The 22,775-nt window shown below is 67.8% G+C and carries 26 protein-coding genes; 12 read left to right on the top strand and 14 right to left on the bottom strand.

Annotation, left to right across the window (positions count from 1 at the left end):
- Positions 1–11 precede the first annotated feature (11 nt).
- Complete coding sequence (locus ACIHAO_RS37265) at positions 12–755, top strand: MBL fold metallo-hydrolase (RefSeq protein WP_396566065.1); 744 nt, start codon at positions 12–14, stop codon at positions 753–755.
- 105 nt (positions 756–860) lie between these two features.
- Here the strand turns inward: ACIHAO_RS37265 and ACIHAO_RS37260 are convergent, their stop codons facing one another.
- Both ACIHAO_RS37260 and ACIHAO_RS37255 read right to left on the bottom strand, forming a co-directional pair.
- Positions 861–1,166 (bottom strand): SH3 domain-containing protein, encoded by a 306-nt coding sequence (locus ACIHAO_RS37260; protein ID WP_396566063.1) that lies wholly within the window; start codon positions 1,164–1,166, stop codon positions 861–863.
- A gap of 192 nt (positions 1,167–1,358) precedes the next feature.
- Entirely contained in the window at positions 1,359–2,582 is a 1,224-nt protein-coding gene (locus ACIHAO_RS37255; protein WP_396566061.1) for an NADP-dependent isocitrate dehydrogenase, read from the bottom strand.
- A 239-nt stretch (positions 2,583–2,821) separates the two neighbouring features.
- Between ACIHAO_RS37255 and ACIHAO_RS37250 the strand changes: the two genes are divergently transcribed.
- The 3 genes from ACIHAO_RS37250 to ACIHAO_RS37240 all read left to right on the top strand — a co-directional run bounded on the left by ACIHAO_RS37250 (position 2,822) and on the right by ACIHAO_RS37240 (position 5,024).
- Entirely contained in the window at positions 2,822–3,334 is a 513-nt protein-coding gene (locus ACIHAO_RS37250; RefSeq protein WP_396566059.1) for a hypothetical protein, read from the top strand.
- An 82-nt stretch (positions 3,335–3,416) separates the two neighbouring features.
- On the top strand, positions 3,417–4,007 hold the full coding sequence (locus ACIHAO_RS37245; protein WP_396566057.1) for a hypothetical protein: 591 nt from the start codon (positions 3,417–3,419) through the stop codon (positions 4,005–4,007).
- Between the two features lie 21 nt (positions 4,008–4,028).
- Entirely contained in the window at positions 4,029–5,024 is a 996-nt protein-coding gene (locus tag ACIHAO_RS37240) for a DUF2203 family protein (protein WP_396566055.1), read from the top strand.
- 13 nt (positions 5,025–5,037) lie between these two features.
- Here the strand turns inward: ACIHAO_RS37240 and ACIHAO_RS37235 are convergent, their stop codons facing one another.
- Both ACIHAO_RS37235 and ACIHAO_RS37230 read right to left on the bottom strand, forming a co-directional pair.
- On the bottom strand, positions 5,038–5,895 hold the full coding sequence (locus ACIHAO_RS37235) for an esterase/lipase family protein (RefSeq protein WP_396566053.1): 858 nt from the start codon (positions 5,893–5,895) through the stop codon (positions 5,038–5,040).
- Between the two features lie 109 nt (positions 5,896–6,004).
- Positions 6,005–6,439: an Lrp/AsnC family transcriptional regulator gene (locus tag ACIHAO_RS37230; RefSeq protein ID WP_396566051.1), complete on the bottom strand. Its 435-nt coding sequence runs from the start codon at positions 6,437–6,439 to the stop codon at positions 6,005–6,007.
- 115 nt (positions 6,440–6,554) lie between these two features.
- Between ACIHAO_RS37230 and ACIHAO_RS37225 the strand changes: the two genes are divergently transcribed.
- Both ACIHAO_RS37225 and ACIHAO_RS37220 read left to right on the top strand, forming a co-directional pair.
- Positions 6,555–7,415, top strand: a complete 861-nt coding sequence (locus tag ACIHAO_RS37225; RefSeq protein ID WP_396566049.1) for an NAD-dependent epimerase/dehydratase family protein — start codon at positions 6,555–6,557, stop codon at positions 7,413–7,415.
- A gap of 4 nt (positions 7,416–7,419) precedes the next feature.
- Positions 7,420–8,244 carry an aldo/keto reductase gene (locus tag ACIHAO_RS37220; RefSeq protein WP_396566047.1) on the top strand — a complete coding sequence of 275 codons (825 nt, stop codon included), beginning with the start codon at positions 7,420–7,422 and terminating at the stop codon, positions 8,242–8,244.
- Here ACIHAO_RS37220 and ACIHAO_RS37215 read toward each other — a convergent pair whose 3' ends face one another.
- Positions 8,245–8,859 carry a LysE/ArgO family amino acid transporter gene (locus ACIHAO_RS37215; protein ID WP_396566045.1) on the bottom strand — a complete coding sequence of 205 codons (615 nt, stop codon included), beginning with the start codon at positions 8,857–8,859 and terminating at the stop codon, positions 8,245–8,247.
- Positions 8,860–8,925: 66 nt separating this feature from the next.
- Here ACIHAO_RS37215 and ACIHAO_RS37210 point away from each other — a divergent pair, with 66 nt between their 5' ends.
- Positions 8,926–9,804, top strand: a complete 879-nt coding sequence (locus ACIHAO_RS37210) for a LysR family transcriptional regulator ArgP (RefSeq protein ID WP_396566043.1) — start codon at positions 8,926–8,928, stop codon at positions 9,802–9,804.
- Positions 9,805–9,834: 30 nt separating this feature from the next.
- Here the strand turns inward: ACIHAO_RS37210 and ACIHAO_RS37205 are convergent, their stop codons facing one another.
- Both ACIHAO_RS37205 and ACIHAO_RS37200 read right to left on the bottom strand, forming a co-directional pair.
- A complete protein-coding gene (locus ACIHAO_RS37205; protein ID WP_396566041.1) occupies positions 9,835–10,563 on the bottom strand; it encodes an MAE_28990/MAE_18760 family HEPN-like nuclease in 729 nt (242 codons plus the stop codon).
- Between the two features lie 8 nt (positions 10,564–10,571).
- Positions 10,572–11,687 (bottom strand): DUF262 domain-containing protein, encoded by a 1,116-nt coding sequence (locus ACIHAO_RS37200; RefSeq protein WP_396566039.1) that lies wholly within the window; start codon positions 11,685–11,687, stop codon positions 10,572–10,574.
- A gap of 157 nt (positions 11,688–11,844) precedes the next feature.
- Here ACIHAO_RS37200 and ACIHAO_RS37195 point away from each other — a divergent pair, with 157 nt between their 5' ends.
- The gene (locus ACIHAO_RS37195) at positions 11,845–12,432 is read left to right on the top strand and encodes an HhH-GPD-type base excision DNA repair protein (RefSeq protein WP_396566038.1); all 588 of its coding nucleotides are present in this window, start codon (positions 11,845–11,847) and stop codon (positions 12,430–12,432) included.
- Between the two features lie 188 nt (positions 12,433–12,620).
- Here the strand turns inward: ACIHAO_RS37195 and ACIHAO_RS37190 are convergent, their stop codons facing one another.
- From ACIHAO_RS37190 to ACIHAO_RS37180, 3 genes are read right to left on the bottom strand one after another with little or no spacing between them, the layout of a single operon-like run.
- Positions 12,621–13,187 (bottom strand): GNAT family N-acetyltransferase, encoded by a 567-nt coding sequence (locus ACIHAO_RS37190; RefSeq protein ID WP_396566036.1) that lies wholly within the window; start codon positions 13,185–13,187, stop codon positions 12,621–12,623.
- Positions 13,188–13,194: 7 nt separating this feature from the next.
- Positions 13,195–13,776, bottom strand: a complete 582-nt coding sequence (locus ACIHAO_RS37185) for a hypothetical protein (protein WP_396566034.1) — start codon at positions 13,774–13,776, stop codon at positions 13,195–13,197.
- Entirely contained in the window at positions 13,758–14,402 is a 645-nt protein-coding gene (locus ACIHAO_RS37180) for a spermidine synthase (protein WP_396566032.1), read from the bottom strand. The genes ACIHAO_RS37185 and ACIHAO_RS37180 overlap by 19 nt, the downstream gene beginning before the upstream one ends.
- A gap of 127 nt (positions 14,403–14,529) precedes the next feature.
- On the opposite strand from ACIHAO_RS37180, the gene ACIHAO_RS37175 reads away from it, so the two are divergent.
- A complete protein-coding gene (locus ACIHAO_RS37175; protein ID WP_125788921.1) occupies positions 14,530–14,718 on the top strand; it encodes a DUF1918 domain-containing protein in 189 nt (62 codons plus the stop codon).
- A 3-nt stretch (positions 14,719–14,721) separates the two neighbouring features.
- Here ACIHAO_RS37175 and ACIHAO_RS37170 read toward each other — a convergent pair whose 3' ends face one another.
- A complete protein-coding gene (locus ACIHAO_RS37170) occupies positions 14,722–15,891 on the bottom strand; it encodes an MFS transporter (RefSeq protein WP_396566030.1) in 1,170 nt (389 codons plus the stop codon).
- A gap of 222 nt (positions 15,892–16,113) precedes the next feature.
- Here ACIHAO_RS37170 and ACIHAO_RS37165 point away from each other — a divergent pair, with 222 nt between their 5' ends.
- Together ACIHAO_RS37165 and ACIHAO_RS37160 are read left to right on the top strand one after the other, a co-directional pair.
- Complete coding sequence (locus tag ACIHAO_RS37165; protein WP_396566028.1) at positions 16,114–16,431, top strand: ArsR/SmtB family transcription factor; 318 nt, start codon at positions 16,114–16,116, stop codon at positions 16,429–16,431.
- 184 nt (positions 16,432–16,615) lie between these two features.
- A complete protein-coding gene (locus ACIHAO_RS37160) occupies positions 16,616–17,788 on the top strand; it encodes an MFS transporter (protein WP_396566026.1) in 1,173 nt (390 codons plus the stop codon).
- 6 nt (positions 17,789–17,794) lie between these two features.
- Here the strand turns inward: ACIHAO_RS37160 and ACIHAO_RS37155 are convergent, their stop codons facing one another.
- Positions 17,795–18,094 (bottom strand): DUF3017 domain-containing protein, encoded by a 300-nt coding sequence (locus ACIHAO_RS37155; protein ID WP_125788917.1) that lies wholly within the window; start codon positions 18,092–18,094, stop codon positions 17,795–17,797.
- Between the two features lie 117 nt (positions 18,095–18,211).
- On the opposite strand from ACIHAO_RS37155, the gene ACIHAO_RS37150 reads away from it, so the two are divergent.
- On the top strand, positions 18,212–20,911 hold the full coding sequence (locus ACIHAO_RS37150; protein WP_396566023.1) for a glycohydrolase toxin TNT-related protein: 2,700 nt from the start codon (positions 18,212–18,214) through the stop codon (positions 20,909–20,911).
- Positions 20,912–20,980: 69 nt separating this feature from the next.
- On the opposite strand, the gene ACIHAO_RS37145 is transcribed toward ACIHAO_RS37150, so the two are convergent.
- The gene (locus ACIHAO_RS37145) at positions 20,981–21,568 is read right to left on the bottom strand and encodes a pentapeptide repeat-containing protein (RefSeq protein WP_396566021.1); all 588 of its coding nucleotides are present in this window, start codon (positions 21,566–21,568) and stop codon (positions 20,981–20,983) included.
- A 22-nt stretch (positions 21,569–21,590) separates the two neighbouring features.
- Positions 21,591–22,658 carry a reverse transcriptase family protein gene (locus ACIHAO_RS37140; RefSeq protein WP_396566019.1) on the bottom strand — a complete coding sequence of 356 codons (1,068 nt, stop codon included), beginning with the start codon at positions 22,656–22,658 and terminating at the stop codon, positions 21,591–21,593.
- Positions 22,659–22,775 lie beyond the last annotated feature (117 nt).

The raw sequence follows: 22,775 nt of genomic DNA, 5'->3' as shown, positions 1-22,775 counted from the left end.
AGACTGCCCGCATGAGCGAGCTGACCGTGCTGGGCAGCTGCGGCGCCTGGCCGGAACCGGGCCGGGCCTGCGCCGGCTTCCTCCTGGTCCACGAAGGTTTCAAGGTCGTTCTCGACCTCGGTTACGGCGCCGCGTCACGGCTGTTCGAACACTGCCCCGGCGGCCGGGTCGACGCCGTGGTGGTGACGCACGAACATCCCGATCACTGCGCCGACGTGAGCGCGCTCGGACGTGCCCGCGCCTACGGGCTGCCGGACGAGCCGAGGATCCCGCTGCACTGCACGCCGGGCACGGTGCGGCGACTCGAAGCGATGGAACCGCGACCGCATCCGACGACGATCTTCGACGTGTACGAACTCGGCACGCCACGCGAGGTCGGGCCGTTCCGGATGACCACGTTCCCGCTGCCGCACCATGTGCCGAACCACGGCGTCCGGCTGACCGCGCCAGGGCTCACCGTCGCCTACACCGGCGACAGCGGGCCGAGCCCGATCCTGGCGGAGCTGGCGCGCGACGCCGACCTGCTCATCGCGGACGCCACGCTTCAGGGCCCTTCTCCCGACGAGACGCCGCGCCTGGTGTCGACGGCGAGCGAGGCGGGGTACTGGGCCGAGCGCGCGGGTGCCCGGCGGCTGCTGCTGACCCACTTCTGGCCGGGCTCCGACCGCGAGGTCTCGGTCGCCGAAGCGCGGAAGGAGTTCAGCGGCGAGGTGCTGGCGGCCGAGGAAGGCGCCCACTTGCGTTTAGCGGGCTAACGGCGATCCCGCAGGTCAGGGCACCCGGTCGCCTTTAGCCGACTAGACGCGAAGCCGCAGGGCGCGGGCGTGTCGCCTTTAGCGGGCTAAACGCGAAGCCGCAGGTCACGGGCCGCATTTGGCGCCTTGGACCGGGGTCGTGAACTCGGCGGAGACCCACTTGCCCTCGGCGATCTTGCGGAAGCCGTTCTCGACCACCGGCTGCGCGTCGATCTTCGCGTCCTTGACGTACTTGCCGACGATCTTCTGCCCGCCGGGGGCGTCGCGCGCGTTGAGCACGTCGGCCGTCACCACGACCTGGCATCCGGTCGGGCTCGACGCGCTGGACTCCCTGTCCTGTCCCGAGATGGCGACGACGACGATGAGCGCCAGTCCGCCGCCGATGAACAAGACCGGTTTCGGGATGGCCATGCTGGTCACTCCTCGAACAAGGGAATCGTTTTCTGTCCGGTCCAGAGTGGCAGAAGCCGGGGCGGTCGCCCAGATCCAGGATGGCCAACCACCCGGAGGCGCCAACCGGACGGCGGGCGTACTACCCACCGTCACAAGTGCGCGAAGGCCCCCTTCCGGCGAGGAAGGGGGCCTTCACGTACTGGATGAAACTCAGCCCTGGGCGATCTTCTTGGCCAGGTTGGCGTCCAGCGTCGCGAGGAACTCCTCGGTGGTCTGGAAGGCCTGGTCCTTGCTGATCAGCAGCGCGAGGTCCTTGGTCATCTTGCCGCTCTCGACGGTCTCGACGACGACCTGCTCCAGCTTGTTCGCGAACCCGATCAGCTCCGGGTTCGAGTCCAGCTTGCCGCGGTGCTCGAGGCCCCGGGTCCACGCGTAGATGGACGCGATCGGGTTGGTCGAGGTCGGCTTGCCCTGCTGGTGCTGGCGGTAGTGCCGGGTCACCGTGCCGTGCGCGGCCTCGGCCTCGACGGTCTTGCCGTCCGGGGTGCGCAGCACCGACGTCATCAGGCCCAGCGAGCCGAAGCCCTGTGCGACCGTGTCGGACTGGACGTCACCGTCGTAGTTCTTGCAGGCCCAGACGTAGCCGCCTTCCCACTTCATCGCCGCGGCGACCATGTCGTCGATCAGGCGGTGCTCGTAGGAGATGCCCTTGGCGTCGAAGTCGGCCTTGAACTCGGCCTGGTAGATCTCCTCGAACACGTCCTTGAACATGCCGTCGTAGGCCTTCAGGATGGTGTTCTTGGTCGACATGTAGACCGGGTACTCACGGTCGAGGCCGTACTGCAGCGAGGCACGCGCGAAGTCCTCGATGGACTTGCGGTAGTTGTACATGCCCATGGCGACGCCGCCGCCCTCGGGGAACTTCGCGACCTCGAACTCCATCGGCTCGGAGCCGTCGTCCGGGGTGTAGCTGATGGTCAGCGTGCCGGGACCGGGGACCTTGAAGTTGGTCGCCTTGTACTGGTCGCCGTGCGCGTGACGGCCGATGATGATCGGCTTGGTCCAGCCGGGCACCAAGCGCGGGATGTTCTGGATGACGATCGGCTCGCGGAAGATCACACCGCCGAGGATGTTGCGGATCGTGCCGTTGGGCGAGAGCCACATCTTCTTCAGGCCGAACTCTTCGACGCGCGCCTCGTCCGGCGTGATCGTGGCGCACTTGACGCCGACGCCGTGCTTCTTGATCGCGTTGGCCGAGTCGATGGTGACCTGGTCGTCGGTGCGATCCCGCTCCTCGATACCCAGGTCGTAGTACTCCAGGTTCACGTCAAGGTACGGGTGGATCAGCCTGTCCTTGATGAACTGCCAAATGATGCGGGTCATCTCATCGCCGTCGAGCTCGACGACGGTGCCCTGGACCTTGATCTTGGCCATGAGCAGCGGTGCTCCTTCCGCGGATCTTCGCGTTCTTCTTCAGTCTCTCCGGTAGCGGTACAAGCGTACTGCTTAACGGTCCTGGATGGTTCCAGTAGTGGTCGGTATCAAGTCTCCACGAGGCCGTTGTGACCGACGTCACCCGGTCGGACGACGGCCATCCGGCCGTCACGGAACGGCGCGGGCCGCGACATCATCGAACAAAACTCCTCTGCCGGCCCACCGGAAAGGGCGCTCCCATGACGAACAACCCCTACGCCGTGCCCCCGTACGAGCAACCTCAGGCCCCGGAGCCTTACGCCGCCCAGCCTAGGCAAGCGAGCCGGGCCGTGCCGCGCGTGCTCAGCGCGGTCGGCGGAGTGCTGCTGACGCCTGTCGCTCTCGGCCTGGTGATCTACAGCGGCTCACAGTTGCAGCGCAGTCTCGCGCAGTTCCTGTCCGTCGGCGAAGACCCGCTCAGCCTGTTCTTGCTGGTGCTCGGCGGCGTGCTCCTGGTCGGCGTCGCGCTCCTCGGGGCACTGTCCGGGATCGGGCCCATCGTGGGCGGACTGATGTGGGGCGTGCTGCCGGGACTGACGTTCCTGCTGAGCCCGCAAGACATCATGAGCCTCACCTACGACGTGACCGGGGCAAGCCTCGGGACCGGATTGGTGACGTGGCTGGTGATGGGCGCCCTGTTCGCGAGCGGATTCCTGCTCATCGGGGCAGGGCTGGTCGGCACCCTCGCGCGGCGCCGCCCGAATCGCGTTTAGCGGGCTAAACGCGCTCCGCGGAGATCGAAGTGAACCGAAGGGGGCTGACGTCCGTAGTCCGGTTAAGGGAGGTGACCCGCCCATGTCATCGCACCGGTACGTCGCGGAGTACGACGACGAGGACTACCAGGAGTACGGCGAGTACGAGCAGGAACCGAAGGACCCGCGGAGGCCGTACGAGGACGTCGAGTCGTATGAACCGTACGAGCCGCCCTTCGACGACGACCTGGGCGTCGAAGACCCGCGCGCGGGCCGAGGCGTGCGTCGCGTCCTCAGTGGCGCGGGCGGTCTGATCCTGACGCCGGTCGCCCTCGGCCTGTTGTCCTGGGGCGGCCTGCGGCAGCAGATGCTCGTCCAGGCCACGCTCAGCACCCAGCGTGACGTCTTGAGCATCGGCCTGCTCGTGGGCGGCGGACTCCTGTTGCTGGCGGTGGGGCTGCTCGGCGCGCTCTCGGCGACCGGTCCGATCCTCGGCGGTCTCGTCTGGGGCGTCGCGCCGGGCGTGGCGACCATCGCCGTCCCGGAATGGGGCTTCCGCCTGGTGAAGTACCTGCCGCAGAACGACGTCACCTACGGCGTCACGAGCTGGCTCTTCATCGGCGGCCTGCTCGCGACGGGCTTCCTCCTGATCGGCGCGGGCCTCGCGTCGAGACTCGCCCGGCGGCGCCGCTGAGCGGGCTGGGACCATCGGCGTATGGGTTTGTTCACCGTTCCCGAAGCCCGCGCCGAGCTCGCCCGGCTACGCCCCGTGCTCGACGAGCTTGTGCGTCTTCGCGCCGACGCGGCCGAACTCGCCGCGTCGCTGCGCCCCGGCGGCCGGGCGACCATGCTCGGCGGGATGCCGGAGTGGAAGGCCGCGCAGGCCCGGTTGGACGACCTGATGACGACCGTCCAGCGGACGGGCGCGGAGCTGAAGGGGTTCGCCCCGCTCCTGATCGACTTCCCTGCCGAGCTCGACGGCGTCGACGTCCTGTTGTGCTGGCTCGAAGGCGACTCGGAGTTGTGCTGGTATCACCGCGTCGACCTGGGTTTCGCCGGCAGGCGCCGCCTCCCGGATAGGGTCGGCGTCGTGAGCGAGGAGATCGCGGCCGGCCTGTTCGACGGCATCGCCGCACACTACGACGAAGACACTTTTCACGGCCTGGTCGCCGACGCGCTCGTCGACGGCCTCGGCCTTGTGGCGCCCGAACGCGTTCTCGACGTCGCGACCGGTACGGGTGTGGCCGCGTTCGCCGCGCTGCGCCTGGAGCCGGGCGAAGTGTTCGCGATCGACATCTCGCCGGGCATGATCGCCCAGGCCGAGCGGAAGGCGGCGACGCACGATCCCGGCAGGCTCATCACGTGGCAGGTCGCCTCGGCGGTTCCGTCGCCGGTGGAGGACGAAGGCGCGGACGCCGTCCTGTGCGCGTCTTCGCTGCATTTCCTCGGCGCGGCCGCGCTCCGCGACTGGCTGCGGGCGCTGCGCCCGGGCGGCCGGGTGGCTTTCAGCCTGCCGCTCGCGTCGGCGTTCCGGCCGTCGGAGGCGTTCGCCGCCATCGTCCCCACCGACTTGAAGCTGCCGGAAACCGAGGACGAGGCGGCGGAACTGGCCTCCGAAGCGGGTTTCACGGAGGTGACCGTGAAACGCCTCGACGTCGAAACGCCGGACCGGATCCGGTCGGTGTTCGTGGTGCACGCGACCAGGCCCTGATGCCTGCAGCGTTCTATAGCGGCGCGAAGAACGGCACGCACTTCGGCGCGGGGGCGCCTTCCGGGTCGAGCGCTTTGAGGATCAGGCTCGTCACGTTCGGGTCGATCGCCTGGCTCAGATGCCCGGAAACGTCCGCGCCGCACCGGTCCTGCAGCACGATGTCGGTCGTACCCGGCTCGTCGAGCACCCCGCTGGTGTACGGCGTGACCACTCGATCATGGCGGCTCACGATGCTCGTGTACGTCGGCCCCGGCACGCTCACGCCGCCGCGGGCGAGGTCGTCGAGGAAGTCCGACGGCGCGAGGTATTCGCGGCACGCCCCGCAGACGCCGTCGGCGAGCAGATCGAGGCCGGGCAGCGAAAGCACGGTCTTGGCGAGTCCGGAAAGGCCGTTCAGCGTCGTGCCCTTGAAGTTCGAGCCGAAGCCGACGAAATGCTTCACCTTCTCCGCGCCACCTTCGAATTTGAGGTAGTACGCGGGCATCGTCGTGCCCTCGGAATGCCCGACGATGTCGACCTTGTCCGCGCCGGTGCTCGCTCGCACCCGGTCCACGAAAGTGCCGAATTCGACGGCACTCTTCCGCATGGAGCCGAGTCCGCCGAACAACTGTCCGCCCAGGACGGTGGCGCCGTAGGTCAGCGAGTAGACGCAATAACCGGCGTCCTTGAGTTTCGGCGCGTGGTAGAACCAGTTGGTCGTCGCGTTGCCACCGAGGCCGTGCGCCAGCACGACGGGCTCGGGATGGCTCGCGCTGGGCTTGCACGACCAGTCGTTCCAGCCGCTCGACGGCGCCGCGCTCGCCACCGCCGGGACGGCGATCGTGAACGTCAAGGCCGCGACAAGCGTGGTGAGGATCCTTCTGGCCCGCATCCTGCCTCCGGTTACTCGTCAGTATGTGTGATGCGAGTCATCATGCGTCACAAACCGGCGAGCCGGACCGGGAGAAGAACCAGACTTACGCGCCACCTCTTGTGAGGCATCACAAGGGCAGCAGTACGCGCCGCTCGATCGGGCTGGACATGACGATCGACGTCGTCGTGGCGCCCAGTGTGGACAGATCCTCCAGGAGGTCTTCCAGGTGCGCGGTGTCGCGTACGGCGATCTTGAGGATCCAGCAGTCCTCCCCCACCACGTGATGCAGTTCGAGGATCTCCGGCCGGTCCATGAGTTTCCGGGTGCGCGGATGCCGGACGGTGAACCCGCTGTGCGGCGCCATCCGCACGAACGCCCGCAGCCCGAGGCCGATCCCGGACGGCGAGACGAGCGCCGCGTAGCCGGTGATCGTGCCGTCGGCTTCGAGCCGTTTGACGCGTTCGCCGACAGCGGCGGGACTCAGAGAAACGCGGCGCCCGAGCTCGCTCAGGGTGATGCGGCCTTCCTCCTGAAGGAGTTCAAGGAGTCGCCTGTCGATCACGTCCAGTGAGCTTTCAGTGAAACCACGATTCGACCGAGCTTCTTTCAGCGATTCCGCCGATTCACCCATGTTCTCCCCTTCAATCGCCCGGATCGCCACCGTAACACTGGTGGACATGAAGAAAGTGCTCGTTCTGGGCGGAAGCCGGTACTTCGGCCGCGACGTGGTCGAGCGGCTGCGCGACCGAGGGCTGGACGTCACCGTCCTCAACCGCGGCTCCACCCCGGCGCCCTCCGGCGTCACCCACCTGATCGCCGACCGCGACGACGAAGGCGGACTGAAGGCCGCGCTGGGGTCTCGTTCCTTCGACGTCGTGCTGGACCAGGTCTGCTACACCCCGGTGCAGGCGTCGATCGCGCGCCGCGTCATCCGCGCGGACCGGTACGTGATGACGTCCACGATCGAGGTCTACGACCAGATCCGGACGGAGACCCCGATGGCCGAAACGCTGGTCTCCCCCGCGACGGCCGACCTCGGACTTCCTTGGCACGCCGAGGATTTCCTCGAAGCGCACTACGGCGAAGGCAAGCGGCAGGCCGAGGCGGTCTTCGCGGCCGGAGACACGGCGTTCGCTTCGGTGCGGGTCGCGCACGTCCTCGGTGGCGAGGATTTCACCGGACGGCTGCGGCATTACGTCGAACGGCTGGACGCGGGGGACGCCGTGGAGATCCACGCGCAACCGCGGCCGTCGACGTTCATCCACGCGCGCGAGATCGCGGATTTCCTTGCCTGGACGGTGTTCGCGGACTTCACAGGTCCGGTCAACGCCGGTTCGCACGGCGAGCTTTCCGTCGTGGACATCGCCCGTGCGATCTCGGTCGAGCCCCGGTTCCGGACCGTCGAGCGGGACGCTTCGCCGTTCTCCTTCGACCGGTACGCCGTCCTGGACACCTCGCGCGCGACCGCCCTCGGCTTCTCGTTCTCCACCACCACCGATTGGCTCAACGAAGCCGTCGAAGACGCCAGAAAGGCTTGAGCACATGCGTTACCGCAGCATCGGAGACGTCGAGGTGAGCGCGATCGGGCTGGGCGCGATGCCGCTGTCGATCGAGGGCAGGCCGGACCGCGACCGCGCGATCGCCACGATCCACGCCGCGCTCGACGCCGGTGTCACGCTGATCGACACGGCCGACTCCTACCACTGGCACGCGGACGAAACCGGGCACAACGAGGTGCTGATCGCCGAAGCGCTGGCCGGCCACAGCGGCTCGGACGCGGTGCTCGTCGCGACCAAGGGCGGCCGCGGCCGTCCCGGTGACGGCTCGTGGACCGTCACCGGGACACCCACGCACCTCAAGAACGCCTGCGAGGGCTCGCTGAAACGGCTCGGCGTCGACACGATCGGGCTCTACCAGCTGCACAAACCCGACGAGAACGTGCCGTGGGCGGAATCCGTCGGCGCGATCAAGGAGCTGGCCGACGAAGGCAAGATCCGGCTCGCCGGACTGTCCAATGTGTCCAGTGCGCAGATCATCGAAGCGCGGGAAATCCTCGGCGGGACACTGGTTTCGGTGCAGAACGAGCACGCGCCCGCGCAGCTTTCGCACGAACCGGAACTGGCCCTGTGCACCGAACTCGGGCTCGCCTATCTGCCGTGGGGCCCGCTCCGCGGGATCGGTGGCGAGTTCCTTTCCGTGGCCGAAGAGCTCGGGGTCAGCCCGCACCAGGTGTGCCTGGCCTGGCTGCTCGCGAAGTCGCCGTCGATGATCGCGATCCCCGGCTCGACGAGGCCGGCGACGATCCGCGACTCGGCGGCCGCGGCCGATCTCGTGCTCACCGCCGAAACGCTCGCCCGGCTGCCGTGATCAGGCACTGGCCATCAGCGTCACCCCGAGGGCGATCATCGTCGCGGCGACCAGGCCGTCCAGCACCCGCCACGCCGACGGCTTGCGGAAGAACCCGCTGAGCAGCCGCGCGCCGAAACCGAGCGCGAGGAACCAGAGCACGCTGGCCGACACCGCGCCCACGCCGAACGCCCACCGGTCGCTGCCGTGCCCGGCCGCGACCGCGCCGAGCAGGAGGAGGGTGTCGAGATAGACATGCGGATTCAGCCAGGTGATCGCCAGCGTGGTCAGCACGATGCGGCGCAGCGATCCGCCGGTCTCCGGGCCACCGGTTTCCAGCGCCGCCGGCTTGAACGCGCGACGGGCCGCGAGAGCGCCGTAGCAAAGCAGGAAAGCGCCGCCGACCAGGGCGACGATCGTCAACGCTTCGGGTGACGTCCCCACCAGCGCGCCGACCCCGCCGACGCCGAGGCTCACCAGGATGGCGTCCGAGAAGATGCAGATCAGCACCACGACGAGGACCGCTTCGCGCCGGATGCCCTGACGCAGCACAAAAGCGTTCTGCGCGCCGATCGCGACGATGAGGGCCATGGTCGCGCCGAACCCGGCGACCGCGCTGAACAGAACGTCTCCCATGCCGACCACGGTAGAAATCCCGGCGTCAACAGTACAGCTAAAGATTCTTACGTAACATTAGCGCTCATGATGACCGACCTGCCCCTCGACCTGGTCCGCACGCTGCTCGCCGTCGCCGACGAAGGCACGTTCGACGCGGCGGCCTCGGCGCTGCACGTGACGCCGTCGGCGATCAGCCAGCGCGTCAAGGCGCTCGAACAGCGCACCGGCCGGGTCCTGCTGATCCGCACGAAACCGGTGCGGCTGACCGAATCCGGGCAGGCGGTGGTGCGGTTCGGCCGTCAGCTGGCGCTGCTGGAAGCCGACACGCGGGCCGAACTCGGGCTGACCGCGGGCGACGAACCGGTCCGGCTGCCGATCGCGGTGAACGCCGATTCGCTGGCGACGTGGTTCCTGCCGGCGCTCACCCGGGTGCCGCCCGAGCAGAAGATCTGCTTCGAACTGCACCGCGAGGATCAGGACCACACCACCACCCTGCTGCGGGAGGGGCTGGTGATGGCCGCGGTGACGTCGTCACCCGATCCGGTCGCCGGCTGTTCGGTGCACCGGCTCGGGCACATGCGCTACCTGGCCGTCGTGAGCCCGGCCCTCGGCACCGACCTCGACCTCGCCGAAGCACCTGTCGTCGTCTTCGACCGCCGTGACGACCTCCAGGACCGCTTCGCCCGCGAGCGCGGCACGATCGCGAGCCCACTGCGGCACTACGTTCCCTCTTCCGAAGGATTCTTCGACGCCGTCGCGGCCGGAATGGGCTGGGGCATGGTGCCGCTCGCGCAGATCGGCGACCGCCTGCGGGACGGCACGTTCGCCTGCCTCGACCCGGATCACCCGATCGACGTGCCGCTGTTCTGGCAGCAGTGGAAACTCGACTCGCCCGCGCTGGCGGCGGTGTCGGCCGCCATCACCACCGCGGCCGCGGACCTGCTGGTCGATCCGCACGGATGAGGACGCGCGCGGCGGCCCGGCTGGCGACAACTAGCGCAGCGAACAGCTGAAATCTATTCTTCTCGCAATCAATTTATCAATCGCTTCCGCAACCTTCAAAAGGAATAGCAGATAGTCGCGCACTTCGGAATACATGGGTTTTTCACTGAGATCCCCGTGCGCGATCTTATTTCTCTTATCGACAATCTCCTGCAATTTGACGCCAACGTTGACGTTTGCGAACTCTCCCCGAGCGCGCACGTCTGCTTGAATCTCGTCAATAGGATCCTCGGCCCCGATTAGCATCAATGCCGCCCCCAGCGATTCGGGGCCAGCATTAGTGAACTGACGAGCGAGTATCGTTCCGGAAACCAGCTTAGGATTTATGCTCCGATCCTCATCCCAAAGATCTGAGTAGACAGCAAATAGGCGACGAGTACGTGAAGCTCTTTGTTTTCCATCTTCAATCCGAGAAAGTTCTTGTATTCTCTCTTTAGTAAAGAGCTCCAGCAGTGCATCCGGCACCCTTCGCGAAGGCGGTTTGGCATCACAGATCGCGTCCACAAACTCTGTCAGCGACGACTTGACAAACCCCTCGAAATGAGCAACTAGCATTACATGCCCCGCCCTCGATAGGGCGTTCTTCAAGTCACGGCTACCTCGCCGCGAACCAGGCTCGGGTAGAGATTTTTCTGGGCGCTCTTCAGCGCTTAGAAGTATCTCGACTTCCTGAATACTGTCAACGAAAGCTTCCAAGGATTCCGTTTTGTAAACTCTCATCCGAAGCATCACTTCAGCGCAATCGGCGGAAGGTCACAGGCCACGCCAATACGCTTTAAACCGTCAGCAAACGCATGAGTCCTCGTTCGCATCCTAAGACGATCCGCCGTCGCCCGCCCAATCGCTGTGCCAAACTCCTCATCGACAATTAGTCGCTGCCGAAGTTTTCGAACCTCATCTCCACTTTCCATCGCCTGCGGCCTATCAGCGAAGGCCAAAGGCAGCATTATCGCATCGAAGAGCGCCTTGTTAAAGGCGCCAAGTTGCTTGCCAGCACTCTTGGCAGGCAAGCGGAAAGCTTCTTTGCCGAAGATGTAAGAAACTGTCCTACATGTGTCTTCAAAAACTTGAAGCTCACCCTTCCGCGGACGTTCTTTCCTATGGTCGCGCATGTATCCATTCAGCAACTGCCGCAGAGGTGGCCTATATGAACTAAAGTCGTCATACAACGCGAAGAACCTCAGGGCCAGTTCCGCGTACTCCATGCGCTGATTCTGCAGCCCCCCAAGAATACCTGTGAAGTAATCATTCTCCGCGAGCTCTTTAAGGGCAGTGTTAAATTCTCCCCGATAGATGCAATTCCTCAGCTCCTGATGCGCCAACCGTGCAGAACCCGTGTTCAACCTCTCGAAGACATCGAACTTGATATCAGGATGCGAGTCTTCCGTGATTACAATGCAGCGCACAGTTCGGTTTTGAAGCCTTCGCTGATCCTTGGGAGACATCTGCGAAAACAACAGTCCGTCCAACTCTCGAAGAACAGAAACGCCTCGCAAAGGAAAGTCATCTTCCAGAAATTTCTTAATTGTAGTTATTCGCTGAAGCCCGTCGATCACCTCGTATGTTCCGTCCTCATTTTCCGCAAAATAGCAAACCGGGACCGGAATGTTGATCAAAAAGCTCTCAATCAACCTGCTTGCCTTAGCTCGATCCCAGACATACTTCCTCTGATACTCAATATTCAACAAAAGTCGACTACGGTCAATGTCGTCAACCAATGTCGCGAGCGAGAGGTCATAAGGTTGAGTAACTAATCGACGTTCAGCAAGGCTTATCTCCAAAGGCTCCGACTGATCGTCGGCGCCATCCACATCAAGATCGTTTTCGAAGAGGTCTTCTTGCACGTCGAGCTCCCACCCTCATACCTTCGTTGAACCCGGGAACTTAGCCCACTCCACACCATATTTTCCAGGGAACGAAGGCTCTACCACCGTTCTGGATCAGTGGTAGCGCCGCAGTGCCGCAGGTGACGTTGGGTACCGATCGTGAGATCCTGGGCGCATGACGCGCGCATTGCACCTGGTCGGAGACGAGGAAGCGGACCGGCTGCTGACCGAAGACCCGTTCGCCCTGCTCGTCGGGATGCTCCTCGACCAGCAGTTCCCGATGGAACACGCGTTCCGGGGCCCGCAGAAGATCGCGGACCGGATGGACGGTTTCGACATCAAGAAGATCCACGCGATGGACACCGAAACCTTCGTCGAGCTCTGTGTCGTCCCGCCCGCGATCCACCGCTACGGCGGCTCGATGGCCCGGCGGGTGAAGGACCTCGCGGAGCACGTCGTCGAACACTACGACGGCGACGCCGCCGGGATCTGGACCGCCGGCCGCCCCAAGCCGGACGGCCCCGAGGTCCTCAGGCGACTCAAGGCGTTGCCCGGCTTCGGCGACCAGAAGGCCTCGATCTTCCTCGCGTTGCTCGGCAAGCAGCTCGGCGTGCAGCCCAAGGGCTGGCGCGCGGCCACCGGTTCATACGGCGACCGCGGCTCACGACGTTCGATCGCCGACGTCGTGGACGCGAAAACCCTCGGTGAGGTGCGAGCGTTCAAGAAGGCGGCGAAGGCCGCCGCCAAGGCGCCCGCCAAGTAGTTAGCGAACGTGTCGTGTCTCTGGCGCGACTGCGGGCTGGGTGACGCGACACCGCACTCTCGTGCTCAGCCCCGGAACTCGCGTGTTTATAGGCGGAACTCGCGTGTTGCCGAAGTACATGAAGGCCCCCACTACCAGACGCACGAGCGACACCGGCCCCACGCCACGACACGTTCGACCTTCCCTCACTACCTCTTCGCGGCTCCCGGCCACGGTCCCGGCGTCTCGGCGGGCAGTTCGGCCTGCTCGACTTCGGTGCGGAACAGCCGGAAGCCGCGTGCCTGGTAGTTCTTGAGCGCGGCCGGGCCGTCCGTCGTGCAGGTGTGGACCGTGACGCGGCGCGTCGTCGCCTTGCCCGGCCAGCGCTCCGCGAGCGCCCACGCCTCTCGCAGCGCGACGGTCAGCAAGTGCCCGCCGATGCCCTTCCCGACGAAGGACGACATCAGGCCGAAGTACGCGAGCTCGACCGTGCCGTCGACAGCGCCGTCGAGTTCGAAGTAGCCGCACGGCGTCCCCTGCGCGTACGCCACCCAGGTCTCGACGCCCGGCCTGTCCAGCCACTCGACCCACCGCGTCCACGTCCAGCCGAGCCTGTCGATCCAGAACCAGTCGCCGCCGACGGCGGTGTACAGGTAGCGGTTCAGCTCCGGGCTGACCAGCTCGGCGCGGGTGACCGTCACCGGGACGGCAGGCGGTTTCGCCGCGCTCAGGTCCTCCGGCGAAGTCTGTTCGAGGTGCCAGGTGGTGATCTCCATACGGCGATCATTTCAGCCAGACCCGCAGCGGCCCCAGAGCCGTGTAGCCGTTGCGGAGAGCGGCGTCGAGGTCGTCGCCGCGTTCGTAGCCGGTGATCGGCAACCCGGGGAAGCTCGCCGCGACGGCCGAGGTCGCGCCGCGGCACGCGTCGTCGGGATCGCCTTGAGTGTACAAATTGGACAGTCCGGCGAAGCCGCCGTCCCGGTTGGCGGTCACGCCGGAGACGCCGTCGGACCACACCGCGACGGACGGATCGTCGAACCGGTCGTCGACGCGGGACCAGCCCGGTTCGAGCGGCACCTGAGCCGTACGGGTGATCCACGTGGCCTCGAAGAACACCTCGAAGCCCGCTTGCGAAAGATCCAGGCAGGCGAAACTGTCCTTGATCGAGCAGCCCGGCGAGGTGTCGATCCCGTCCAGCACCTCAGCTACGGTCACGTCCGGCGTCAGGGTCACCGCGTCCGGGTACAGCGGCGGCGTCCGGTGCGCCGACTTCCAGACGTGGGCGGTGAAAGTACCCGTTCGGCACACCACGTCGCACCAGCGCGCGTTGACCCGCGCCGCGTCCGCTACACCCGCGCGAACCACAGCACGTCCGGTTCTCCTTGCGGCACCGGGATCTTCAGCTCCCGCACCTCACCGAACCGCGCCCGCAGCCGCTTCGCGAACGACGGCACCGACTCGGCGCTCCACACCCCGAGCACGCCGCCGGGCCGCAGCCGTGTGGCGAGCATGTCGAGCCCGTCTTCCAGATACAGCTTCGCGTTGCCGTCCGTGACCGTCCACTCAGGACCGTTGTCGATGTCGAGGCAAAGCGCGTCGAACCGCTCTTCCGTACGGCGCAACCACTTCACCAGATCGGCCTCGACGACGGTGACCCGTCCGTCGGACAGCGCGTCGCCATGGACGTCCTTGAGCGGGCCCTGGCGGTTCCACTTGATCACGGCGGGCTCGCGCTCGACGACCACGATTTCGCCGACACCGGGGTGGTCGAGCGCGGCGCGCAGCGAATAGCCGACACCGAGGCCGCCGATCAGCATCCGTGCCTTGCCCGGCACCAGATCGGCCGCCACCGAGACGAGCAACCGTTCGGATTCACCGTTCCGGGTGTCCATCAGGAAGACGCCGTTGGCGATGACCTCGAAATCTTCCCCGGCCCGGCGGAGCACCAGTTCGCCGCTCTTCCCGGCCACCTTGTCGAGTACGTCGGTCATCCGGTCAGCCTATCGACGACGTTCACGGCGGGCCCGCGGATTTCCCTTCGCACTCGACCGATCGTGGCGGGCACCTGTACGAACCCCTCCGACGCTCCTAACCTTGGAGTGTCGGAGGTGATTTCTCATGCAGGCGACCGTCGGAGACGAGATCCACGTGCACGGACGCACGGTCGGCTCGGCCGAGCGACACGGCGAAATCCTCGAGGTACGCGGAGAACACGGTGCTCCGCCGTATCTCGTCCGGTTCGCGGACGGGCACGAAGGGCTGGTCTTCCCCGGCCCCGACTGCGAAGTCCAGACTCGCGCCGAATAGGCGTCACTCGGCCAGCGCGGGCTGCTTCACGCGGCTCCGCCAGCCTGCCACGACCACGGCCGCGCCGATCGCGGTCAGTATCGCCGCGATCTCGGGCAGCAGGAGGGGGCCGCCGCCGCTGAGCACGGCTCCCCCGACCAGGCCGGAGAGGCCGACGCCGAGATAGATCGCGGACGCGTTGAGCGAGAGGACGAGCCCGGCGTTCTGGCGGGAGAGCTCGATCAGCCGGTGCTGGATCGGCGGGTTGACCGACCAGGTGGCCAGTCCCCAGAGGAAGAGGACGACGGCCGCGCCCGCGACGGTGGTCGCCACCAGCGGCAACAGCGCGAGCACGACGGTGATCCCGCCGAACACGACCAGCAGCGGTCCCCTGGCACCCCATCGGTCGGCCGCGCGGCCACCGAGGACGTTGCCGAGCGCGCCGCCCGCGCCGTAGACGAACAGCAGCAGGCTGACCGTCGTGCCGTGGACGCCCGCCGTGGCGGACAGGACCGGCGAGATGAAGGTGTAGACGGAGAACGCGGCGAGGCAGCCGAGCACGGTCGCGCCGAGCATGGCGAGGACGCGCGGGTCCTTGGCGACGGTGAACCGTTCGGCCAGCCGGACCGGCGGCGGCGCCGGGACCGCGGGCAGGACCAGCCGCACCGCGAAGGCGCCGAGGAGCGAGAAGACCGCGACGAGCGCGAAGACGGCCTGGTAGCCGACGCTCTGCGAAAGGACACTGCCGAGTGGAACACCCAGGATCGTCGCGACGGTCAGCCCGCCGAAGACGAGCGCGACCGCGCGGCCCCGGCGTTCCGGCGAAGTGAGGTCGGCGGCGACGGCACTCGCGGCCGGCGTGAAGACCGCCGCGCCGATCGCGGTGACCACGCGCGCGAGGAGCAGGGTCACGTAGCCGGGCGCGAGGGCGGCGAGCGCGTTGCCGATGGCCGTGACGACGAGCGCGGCGACCAGGAGGGTGCGCCGTTCCCAGCGGCCCGTGAGCGCGGCGAACAGCGGCGAACCGACCGCGTACGCGATGGCGAAGGCGGTGACCAGCTGCGCGGCGGCTGTCTCGGAGACCCCGAGCTCGCCGGTCAGCGCGGGCAGCAGCCCGGCGACGACGTAGCCGCTGGTGCCGACCGCGAAGGTGCCGAGCGCCAGCACCGCGGTCCTGGGTGGTGCGAAGGTCATGACTCCCCAGCTCCAGACCCCTTTTTCCGTCGCCTCCCGCTCCGGCACCGGATCGCGTTTAGCCCGCTGAAGGCGCTCCGGGCCCGGGGGCGCCTGGCCGGTGCCAGATCGCGGTTAGCCCGCGAAAGTCGACTTGGGGTCGTTGTTCGATGGTGGTCGTAGTTCGATGGTGACCGTACTACGAACTCGCGGAAAGTTCGAGGGGCGTCGTACTATGGACGGATGGCCACGACGACCACCCAGTACGTCTATCCCGGACTGGACGAGATCCGGATCGAGGCGGTCCTCGCCGCGCTCGCGGACCCGGTCCGGCTCGACATGGTCCGCCAGCTGGCCGAATCCGAAACCGAGATCTCGTGCAGCGGTTTCGACGTCGCCGTGACCAAGTCCACACTCACCCATCACCTGCGCACCCTGCGCGAAGCGGGCGTCATCATGGGCCGCCAGCAGGGCACCGCCCGCTACAACTCGTTGCGCCGCAACGATCTCGACGAGCTCTTCCCCGGCCTGCTCCAGGGAGTGCTCGCCGCGCGCCGCTGAGGGTGGGCAGCCTCACCCGAAACCGGGATGACAAAGGCCCCTTCGATCGGTTGAACTGGACGAAGGACAGCGGTGCCGCATGCGCTGTCTTCTTTTGTGTCCGAGACCTAAATCGATTCAGCTCCCCACCCGCGACGCTGGGCGAGTAATCGTTTACCTCCAGTACGACCCCGGAAGGAGAGCCGTGCCCGTCGCGCTGCTCGCGCTCGCCATCGGTGCCTTCGGCATCGGGACCACCGAATTCGTCATGATGGGCGTGCTGCCCGAAGCCGCCGCCGATTTCGGCGTGTCGATCCCGTCCGCCGGCTACCTCATCTCCGGCTACGCCCTCGGCGTCGTCGTCGGCGCCCCGCTGCTCACCGCCGCCGCGGTCCGGCTGCCGCGCAAGACGATGCTGCTGGCGATGATGGGCCTGTTCACCCTCGGCAACGCCCTCTTCGCGCTTTCGCCGAACCAGGAGCTCGGCGTCGCCTTCCGCTTTCTCGCCGGCCTGCCGCACGGCGCGTTCTTCGGCGCCGGCGCGGTCGTCGCGTCGAGCCTGGCCAAGCAGGGCGAACGCGCGAAGGCCGTCTCGATGATGTTCATGGGCCTGACGCTGGCCAACGTCGTCGGCGTGCCGCTCGGGACACTGCTCGGCCAGAAGGTCGGCTGGCGCGCGACCTTCGGTGTCGTGGCCGTGATCGGCCTGCTCGCCATGGCCGCGATCGCGAAACTGGTCCCCCACCAGGGCAAACCGGTCGAGCCGTCGCTGCGTGGCGAACTCGGCGCCTTCCGCCGCCCGCAGGTGTGGCTCGCCCTCGCGATCGTCACCTTCGGTCTCGGTGGCGTGTTCGCCTGCCTGTCCTACATCGCGCCGATGCTGACCGACGTCACCGGCTACTCGCCGTCGAACGTCACCCTGCTGCTCTCGCTGGCCGGGGTCGGCATGACGATCGGCAACTACCTCGGTGGCAGGCTCGCCGACAAGGCGCTGATGCCGAGTCTCTACGTCTCGCTGATCGGGCTCGCTTCGGTGCTGGCGATCTTCACCTTCACCGCGAACGGCAAGGTCGGCGCGGCGGTGACGATCTTCTTCGTCGGCCTCGCCGGGTTCATGATCGGCCCGATGATGCAGGCCCGGATCATGGAGAAGGCGGGCGGGACGCCGTCGCTGGTCTCCGCGGCCGTGCAGTCGGCGTTCAACATCGCGAACTCCATCGGCGCCTACCTCGGTGGCCTGGTGATCGCGGGTGGCCTCGGCCTGGTCGCCCCCAACTGGGTCGGCGCGTCGCTGGCCGTCCTGGGGCTCTCGCTGGCAGTGGTGTCCGGCGGCCTGGACCGCCGCGAAGCCCGGCTCAGCCCCGCCATGGCCTCCTGAGCCGAGTCAGGACAGGGGCCCGCCGGTGATCGTGAACGCGATGAACAGGATCAAGACGGAGAGCGCGCCGTAGGTCAGGACGTCGACCGGCTTGCCCCGGATGGCCAGCAGCCCGGCCTTCGCCTCGGGCAGTGCCGCCCGGAGCAGGCCGGCGAGCAGCAGCGCGCCGCCGATCAGCGCGGCGCCCTGCCGCCAGTGGTACTGGCCGATCCGCAGAGCGGCGACGGCCACCACCAGCATCACCACCAGGAACGGCAGGTGATGGAGCAGTGCCCCACGGTCACGCCGCTGTCCGGCCACCGCCATCAGTCCTCGTCCTTCAGGGTCTCGCGGGCAGATCGGTTCACGCCGCCAGTATCCCGGGTGAGTGAGCAGACACCAGGTCAGGGCGTCTTCTGAACTGTCAATAGCGGCAAAACCCACATGCGGGGTGCACGCGAGCGCGGATACGGTCAAAATGTGACCGTGGCACAACCGACGACTCAGCTGAACGCGACCGAGCAGGACACCCTGGTCAAACAGATCGGCCTCGCCCTGCTGCGGGCCGCGCCGCGCGACTGGCGGAAGGTGACCGCCGAGTACCGAGCCGTCGGCAGGTACCACGAGATGACCGGCGAGATCATCACCGAGGACGGCACCGCGCACGAGTGGGTCGCGACGCATGACATCGCGACGCTGTTCGGCAGGCTCCGCGCCGGGATGTATCGCGACGGCCGCGGCACCTGGTTCAACGCCCGTTACCAGCTGGATCACCCGTCCAGCTACAACCTCGAGTACAACCGCGACGAGCCCCAGTGGCGTCTCGCGCCGCCTCCGCAGGCGCTCTCCGACGAACTGCGCATGTTCCCCCGCTCCGAGGAGAACGTGCCCGAATGGCTGATCCGGCGCATGTCCGGCCTCGGCCCCGAGCAGCCCGGGCCGCATTTCCGCATCGCCCGCATCTTCGACACCATCGGCCCGGCCGGGCGTCCGGTGATCAACCGGCCCGACCTGGAGATCGAGGAGCAGGACAGGCTGCTCGACTACCTCGACCGCGCACCGCTGGTGGTCACCGAGCGCGGCTACGACATCGACCGGCTCGCGCAGACCCCCGAGGCCACCGTCCCGGTCGCCTTCCACAGCGACGGGCAGTGGATCTGGCCCGCCGCCGTGAACTTCTACCTGCGCGAGTACGGCGTCTCACCGGAACTCGACCTGATCGACCACGTCCGGCAGAACGATTTCACGCTGCCCGAGGTCGACGCCCCGACGCTGCAGGCCGCGGCGGGGTACCTCACCCGGGGGAATCAGCCCCCGCAACAGCGCCCCAACGGCCCGGGTGGACCGGGTGGCCCCAACGGCATGCCCGTCGGCCCGCCTCCGCAGGGCCCGCCGCAGAACGGCCCGGTGCCGCCTCAACAGGCCGGCCAGGGCGCTGCCGGACAGCCCGGTCCGAACCAGCCCGCTCAGCCGCCTGTCCCGCCGCCGCATCAGCAGGGTCCGGACCAGGTAGCGGCGGCCGCGGCTGCCGCGGCACCGGTCGCGGCGGCCGCGGCCGTCCCCGCCGCCGAGTCCACCGTTCCCGATCAGGCCGAGCAGGCCCAGCGGTACGAAGAGGACTACGACACCCAGGACTACCAGGCACAGGACTTCCACGAGGCCGCCGCCGAGCAGCAGTACGAAGGCCGCTACGAAGACCCGTACGCGCACGACGAGGCGCAGTTCCACGAGTCCGAACAGGACGTGTACGCCGACGAGGAACGGCAGGACGACGCGTCGCATCAGCGCGCCGAACCCGCGCCGGAACCGCAGGTCGCCGACCCGGAGGCCACCACGTACGCGCGGCCCGCGCAGGTCGACGCCTACGAGCCGCCGCCCCTCGTGGAAGAGCAGGACGCGTATGCCCGGCAGGAAGAAGACCAGCCGTACGCGCCGCCCGAGGAGGAGACGACCACCGGGTACACGCCGGTCGAGCAGGCCGACGCCGGTCCTGAGCTGCCCCTCCTCACGCACGACGCGGAGCCGGACGTGCCCCCGCCGTCGGACAACGAGATCACGCAGGTCGATGCCCCGCCGCCGGTACCCGTGCCCGTGTCCCGCCCCGAGCCCGAGCCGCGGCGCGAGGACGCCCCGCGCCGCGCGGCCCCGGAGCGGCCGCGCCGCGCCGAGCACCCCGTGCCGGTGCTGAACGAACTGCAGGCGAAGTTCGACGACCTCGACGTGCCCGAGGACGTCTACCGCATCGGCTCCCCCACCGACCACGGCTGGAGTGTCGAGCAGGTCGACGGCGGCGGCTGGCGGGTCGGCTGGTACGACGGGAAACTGGCCAACCCGGCGGTGTTCGGCGACGCCGAGGACGCGGCCGCGTTCATGCTCGGCAAGGTCCTGCTGAACCCGAACGGCGCTCCGCCGCCCGAGGAAGAGCCCGCCGTGGAAGAGCGGCCGGTCGAGGAGCAGGCTCCGGCGCCGCCCGTGCTGGCGACGCTCTCCCCCGAGATCGCGACCGGTTCGCATCCGGTGCCGCCGCGGGAATCGATCCCGGCACAGGAACAGACCGCGTTCACGACGGCCGAGGAACTGCTCGGCGACGATTTGGACGACGAGCCCGCCCCCGCGCCGGTCCCGCCGCCGCCCCCGGCGCGGCCGAACCCGGTGCTGGCGAGCCCGCCGCCCGCGCCGCCGCGGCGTGAGCCGCCGGTCACGCCGCCTCCGCCGCCGCCGATGCGGCGCGAGGAACCGGCCCGTCCGCCGGTCGCGGCGAACGCCGCCGGTGCGCCCGACGCCAAGCAGAACTGGCCGATCTCGCCGCTCAACGGCGAGCCGCCGCTGACGCTGTTCCGCGGCAAGGAGCTGCGCGAGCTGCCCGCGGGCAGTGAGCTGGACCGCTTCGGTGGCCCGAACGGCAACCTGACCTACGCGGCCGGGACGCCGTTCGAGGAGCGCTCGCTCGTGCCGGAGTGGGTGAACCGGCCGTACCACGTGTACCGCGTGCAGCGTCCGCTCGAAGCGCTCGCCGGTGTCGCGATCCCGTGGTTCAACCAGCCCGGTGGCGGTTCGGCGTACCTGCTGCCGGCGTCCATCGAAGAGCTGCTCGCCGAGGGCGACCTCATCGAGCTGGACCCGGGCGAACCGCCGATCGACTAGTCCGTTGTGCAATGAAGGGGCCTTTCATCGCAAATTTTGCGATGAAAGGCCCCTTCATTGCACGCGGGGTCAGTGGATGACGAGGCCGTGCGCGGCGGCATAGGCGACCGCGGTTTCGGTGTCCACGTGGACACCGGCGAGGTTCGCCTGCACCAGCCCGTTGGCGTCGAGCCGTGCGCCACGCAGGTCGGCGCCTTCGAGTTTCGCGCCGGCCAGCCGGGCGCCGGTGAGATCCGCACCTCGCAGGTCGGCGCCGGTCAGATCCGCTTCGAGCAGGTTCGCCTCACGCAGGCGCAGGCCACCGAAGTCCACTTTGGACAAACGGGCCTTGCTGAGCGAGACCAGCGAGAGATCGCATTCGGTGAAGGCGACCTTCTGGAACCGGCAGTCCACAAAGGACGATCCCAGCATCGAACAGGAGCTCCACCGCGTGCTCGCGAGCACACTGCGATCGAAGGTGCACGACCGGAACGCCGACGCCTCGTGGCGCGAGCCCTCGAAGTCGACCTTGGTGAAGTCGCACTGGTCGAAGGTGCACCCCTGGGTGCGCAGCCCGCGCAGGTCGGCTTCGGTGAAATCACAGCCGACGAAACTGCGTTTTTCCCACCACTGCTCGGAAAGAACGGCTTCTCGGTAGTCCTCCGCAGTCTCGATCACTCGTCCAGGATCGCATACCCGCTCAGGGCCAGGTGATCCTGTCGAACATCGAGCGCAGCTTCACCGACCGTGCCCGCGAAGACGCTGCGATCCAGCCGATCCGGCCGAGCAGGTGGGCCCGGAAGTCCGGATGCGCAGTCCGGTTCTGCTCCTCCGGACCGGTTCGGGCGCAGTTGTGCAGCAGTGCGCGCAGGGCGTCGTAGTCGGCGCGCGTCGCGGCGGGCGCGCTGTTGACCACCAGGCCCGCGACGCGTTGCCGCTGGTGTGCTCCGGCGATCGAGGTCTTGTCGTCTCGCAGCCGGAAGCCTTCGCCGGTCACGATCCGCCGGACACCGGGCAGCAACCGGTGCAGCGGCAGGGAATCCCCGGAAAACGCCAGATCGTCGGCGTACCGTGTGTAGGCGGCGCCCAGCACACGCGCGAGGCCGTCGAGCCGCCGGTCGAGATGGTGCGTGACCGCGTTCGCGACCGAAGGCGACGACGGCGCACCCTGCGGCAGATGCGTGGCCGCCAGATTGTTCAGCAGCCGCACACGCGCCGGATCCCGCCGCCCCTCGGGCGCGGTGGCGAGGACATCGGGCGGAACGGCCGTGGTGAGCACGCCCGCCAGCGCCTCCGCCACGGCGGCCGGATACCCGGCGAGGGCGAGCAGCGCCGAGATCCGGCGCGCGGACACCGTCGGGAAGAACCCTTCGAGATCCATCCTGACCACGGTTTCCCGCCCGGCGTGCGGCGCGGCGCAGGACATCGCCGAACGTCCGCGCCGGAACCCGTGCGCCGCCTCGTGCACCGGCAACGCCTCGACGACGTGCCGCACGATCCGGCGTTGCAGTTCGGCGATCCGCGGCTTCGGCCTCTCGATGAGCCGCACGCCGCCCGAAGCGGTCGGGATCCAGCGGTAGGTGTAGTGCCGGACCGGCTCGGCCGCACGCCTGTTCCAGCCCTTCGCGTCGGCGAACCACGAGAGTTCGCCGGGCGTCAGGTCGAGTGCGGCGGCGCAGTCGTCGAAGGTCGCCCAGCGGGCCACCTGGAATCGCCAGACCGGCATGGGTTCGAGGAGCGACGCGGAGGTGACTCTTTCTCCTGTCATCCGCGCGGACTCGCACGCGGAGCATGCCGCCCTCGCGCGGGGCGCCTTGTCTCGCTGTCTTCGTACTCCCCGGGGTTGCCCCGGAGCGGGTGGCGATCCACCGGCTCACCTCCGCGT

Origin of the sequence: Amycolatopsis sp. NPDC052450, from assembly GCF_044547565.1 — a bacterium.
Taxonomy (GTDB): Bacteria; Actinomycetota; Actinomycetes; order Mycobacteriales; family Pseudonocardiaceae; genus Amycolatopsis.
Note: the sequence above shows the minus strand (reverse complement) of the source record. Positions and strands in the feature narration are given on the sequence as shown.

Excerpts from the sequence above, each read along its gene's own strand:
- ACIHAO_RS37235 (WP_396566053.1), bottom strand. The coding sequence starts at position 5,895 with ATGCGGGCCAGAAGGATCCTCACCACGCTTGTCGCGGCCTTGACGTTC.
- ACIHAO_RS37250 (WP_396566059.1), top strand. The coding sequence starts at position 2,822 with ATGACGAACAACCCCTACGCCGTGCCCCCGTACGAGCAACCTCAGGCC.
- ACIHAO_RS37225 (WP_396566049.1), top strand. The coding sequence starts at position 6,555 with ATGAAGAAAGTGCTCGTTCTGGGCGGAAGCCGGTACTTCGGCCGCGAC.
- ACIHAO_RS37205 (WP_396566041.1), bottom strand. The coding sequence starts at position 10,563 with ATGAGAGTTTACAAAACGGAATCCTTGGAAGCTTTCGTTGACAGTATT.
- ACIHAO_RS37140 (WP_396566019.1), bottom strand. The coding sequence starts at position 22,658 with ATGACAGGAGAAAGAGTCACCTCCGCGTCGCTCCTCGAACCCATGCCG.
- ACIHAO_RS37265 (WP_396566065.1), top strand. The coding sequence starts at position 12 with ATGAGCGAGCTGACCGTGCTGGGCAGCTGCGGCGCCTGGCCGGAACCG.
- ACIHAO_RS37180 (WP_396566032.1), bottom strand. The coding sequence starts at position 14,402 with ATGACCGACGTACTCGACAAGGTGGCCGGGAAGAGCGGCGAACTGGTG.
- ACIHAO_RS37195 (WP_396566038.1), top strand. The coding sequence starts at position 11,845 with ATGACGCGCGCATTGCACCTGGTCGGAGACGAGGAAGCGGACCGGCTG.
- ACIHAO_RS37150 (WP_396566023.1), top strand. The coding sequence starts at position 18,212 with ATGCGGGGTGCACGCGAGCGCGGATACGGTCAAAATGTGACCGTGGCA.
- ACIHAO_RS37165 (WP_396566028.1), top strand. The coding sequence starts at position 16,114 with ATGGCCACGACGACCACCCAGTACGTCTATCCCGGACTGGACGAGATC.
- ACIHAO_RS37190 (WP_396566036.1), bottom strand. The coding sequence starts at position 13,187 with ATGGAGATCACCACCTGGCACCTCGAACAGACTTCGCCGGAGGACCTG.
- ACIHAO_RS37220 (WP_396566047.1), top strand. The coding sequence starts at position 7,420 with ATGCGTTACCGCAGCATCGGAGACGTCGAGGTGAGCGCGATCGGGCTG.
- ACIHAO_RS37260 (WP_396566063.1), bottom strand. The coding sequence starts at position 1,166 with ATGGCCATCCCGAAACCGGTCTTGTTCATCGGCGGCGGACTGGCGCTC.
- ACIHAO_RS37210 (WP_396566043.1), top strand. The coding sequence starts at position 8,926 with ATGATGACCGACCTGCCCCTCGACCTGGTCCGCACGCTGCTCGCCGTC.
- ACIHAO_RS37155 (WP_125788917.1), bottom strand. The coding sequence starts at position 18,094 with ATGGCGGTGGCCGGACAGCGGCGTGACCGTGGGGCACTGCTCCATCAC.
- ACIHAO_RS37215 (WP_396566045.1), bottom strand. The coding sequence starts at position 8,859 with ATGGGAGACGTTCTGTTCAGCGCGGTCGCCGGGTTCGGCGCGACCATG.
- ACIHAO_RS37175 (WP_125788921.1), top strand. The coding sequence starts at position 14,530 with ATGCAGGCGACCGTCGGAGACGAGATCCACGTGCACGGACGCACGGTC.
- ACIHAO_RS37240 (WP_396566055.1), top strand. The coding sequence starts at position 4,029 with ATGGGTTTGTTCACCGTTCCCGAAGCCCGCGCCGAGCTCGCCCGGCTA.
- ACIHAO_RS37255 (WP_396566061.1), bottom strand. The coding sequence starts at position 2,582 with ATGGCCAAGATCAAGGTCCAGGGCACCGTCGTCGAGCTCGACGGCGAT.
- ACIHAO_RS37245 (WP_396566057.1), top strand. The coding sequence starts at position 3,417 with ATGTCATCGCACCGGTACGTCGCGGAGTACGACGACGAGGACTACCAG.
- ACIHAO_RS37170 (WP_396566030.1), bottom strand. The coding sequence starts at position 15,891 with ATGACCTTCGCACCACCCAGGACCGCGGTGCTGGCGCTCGGCACCTTC.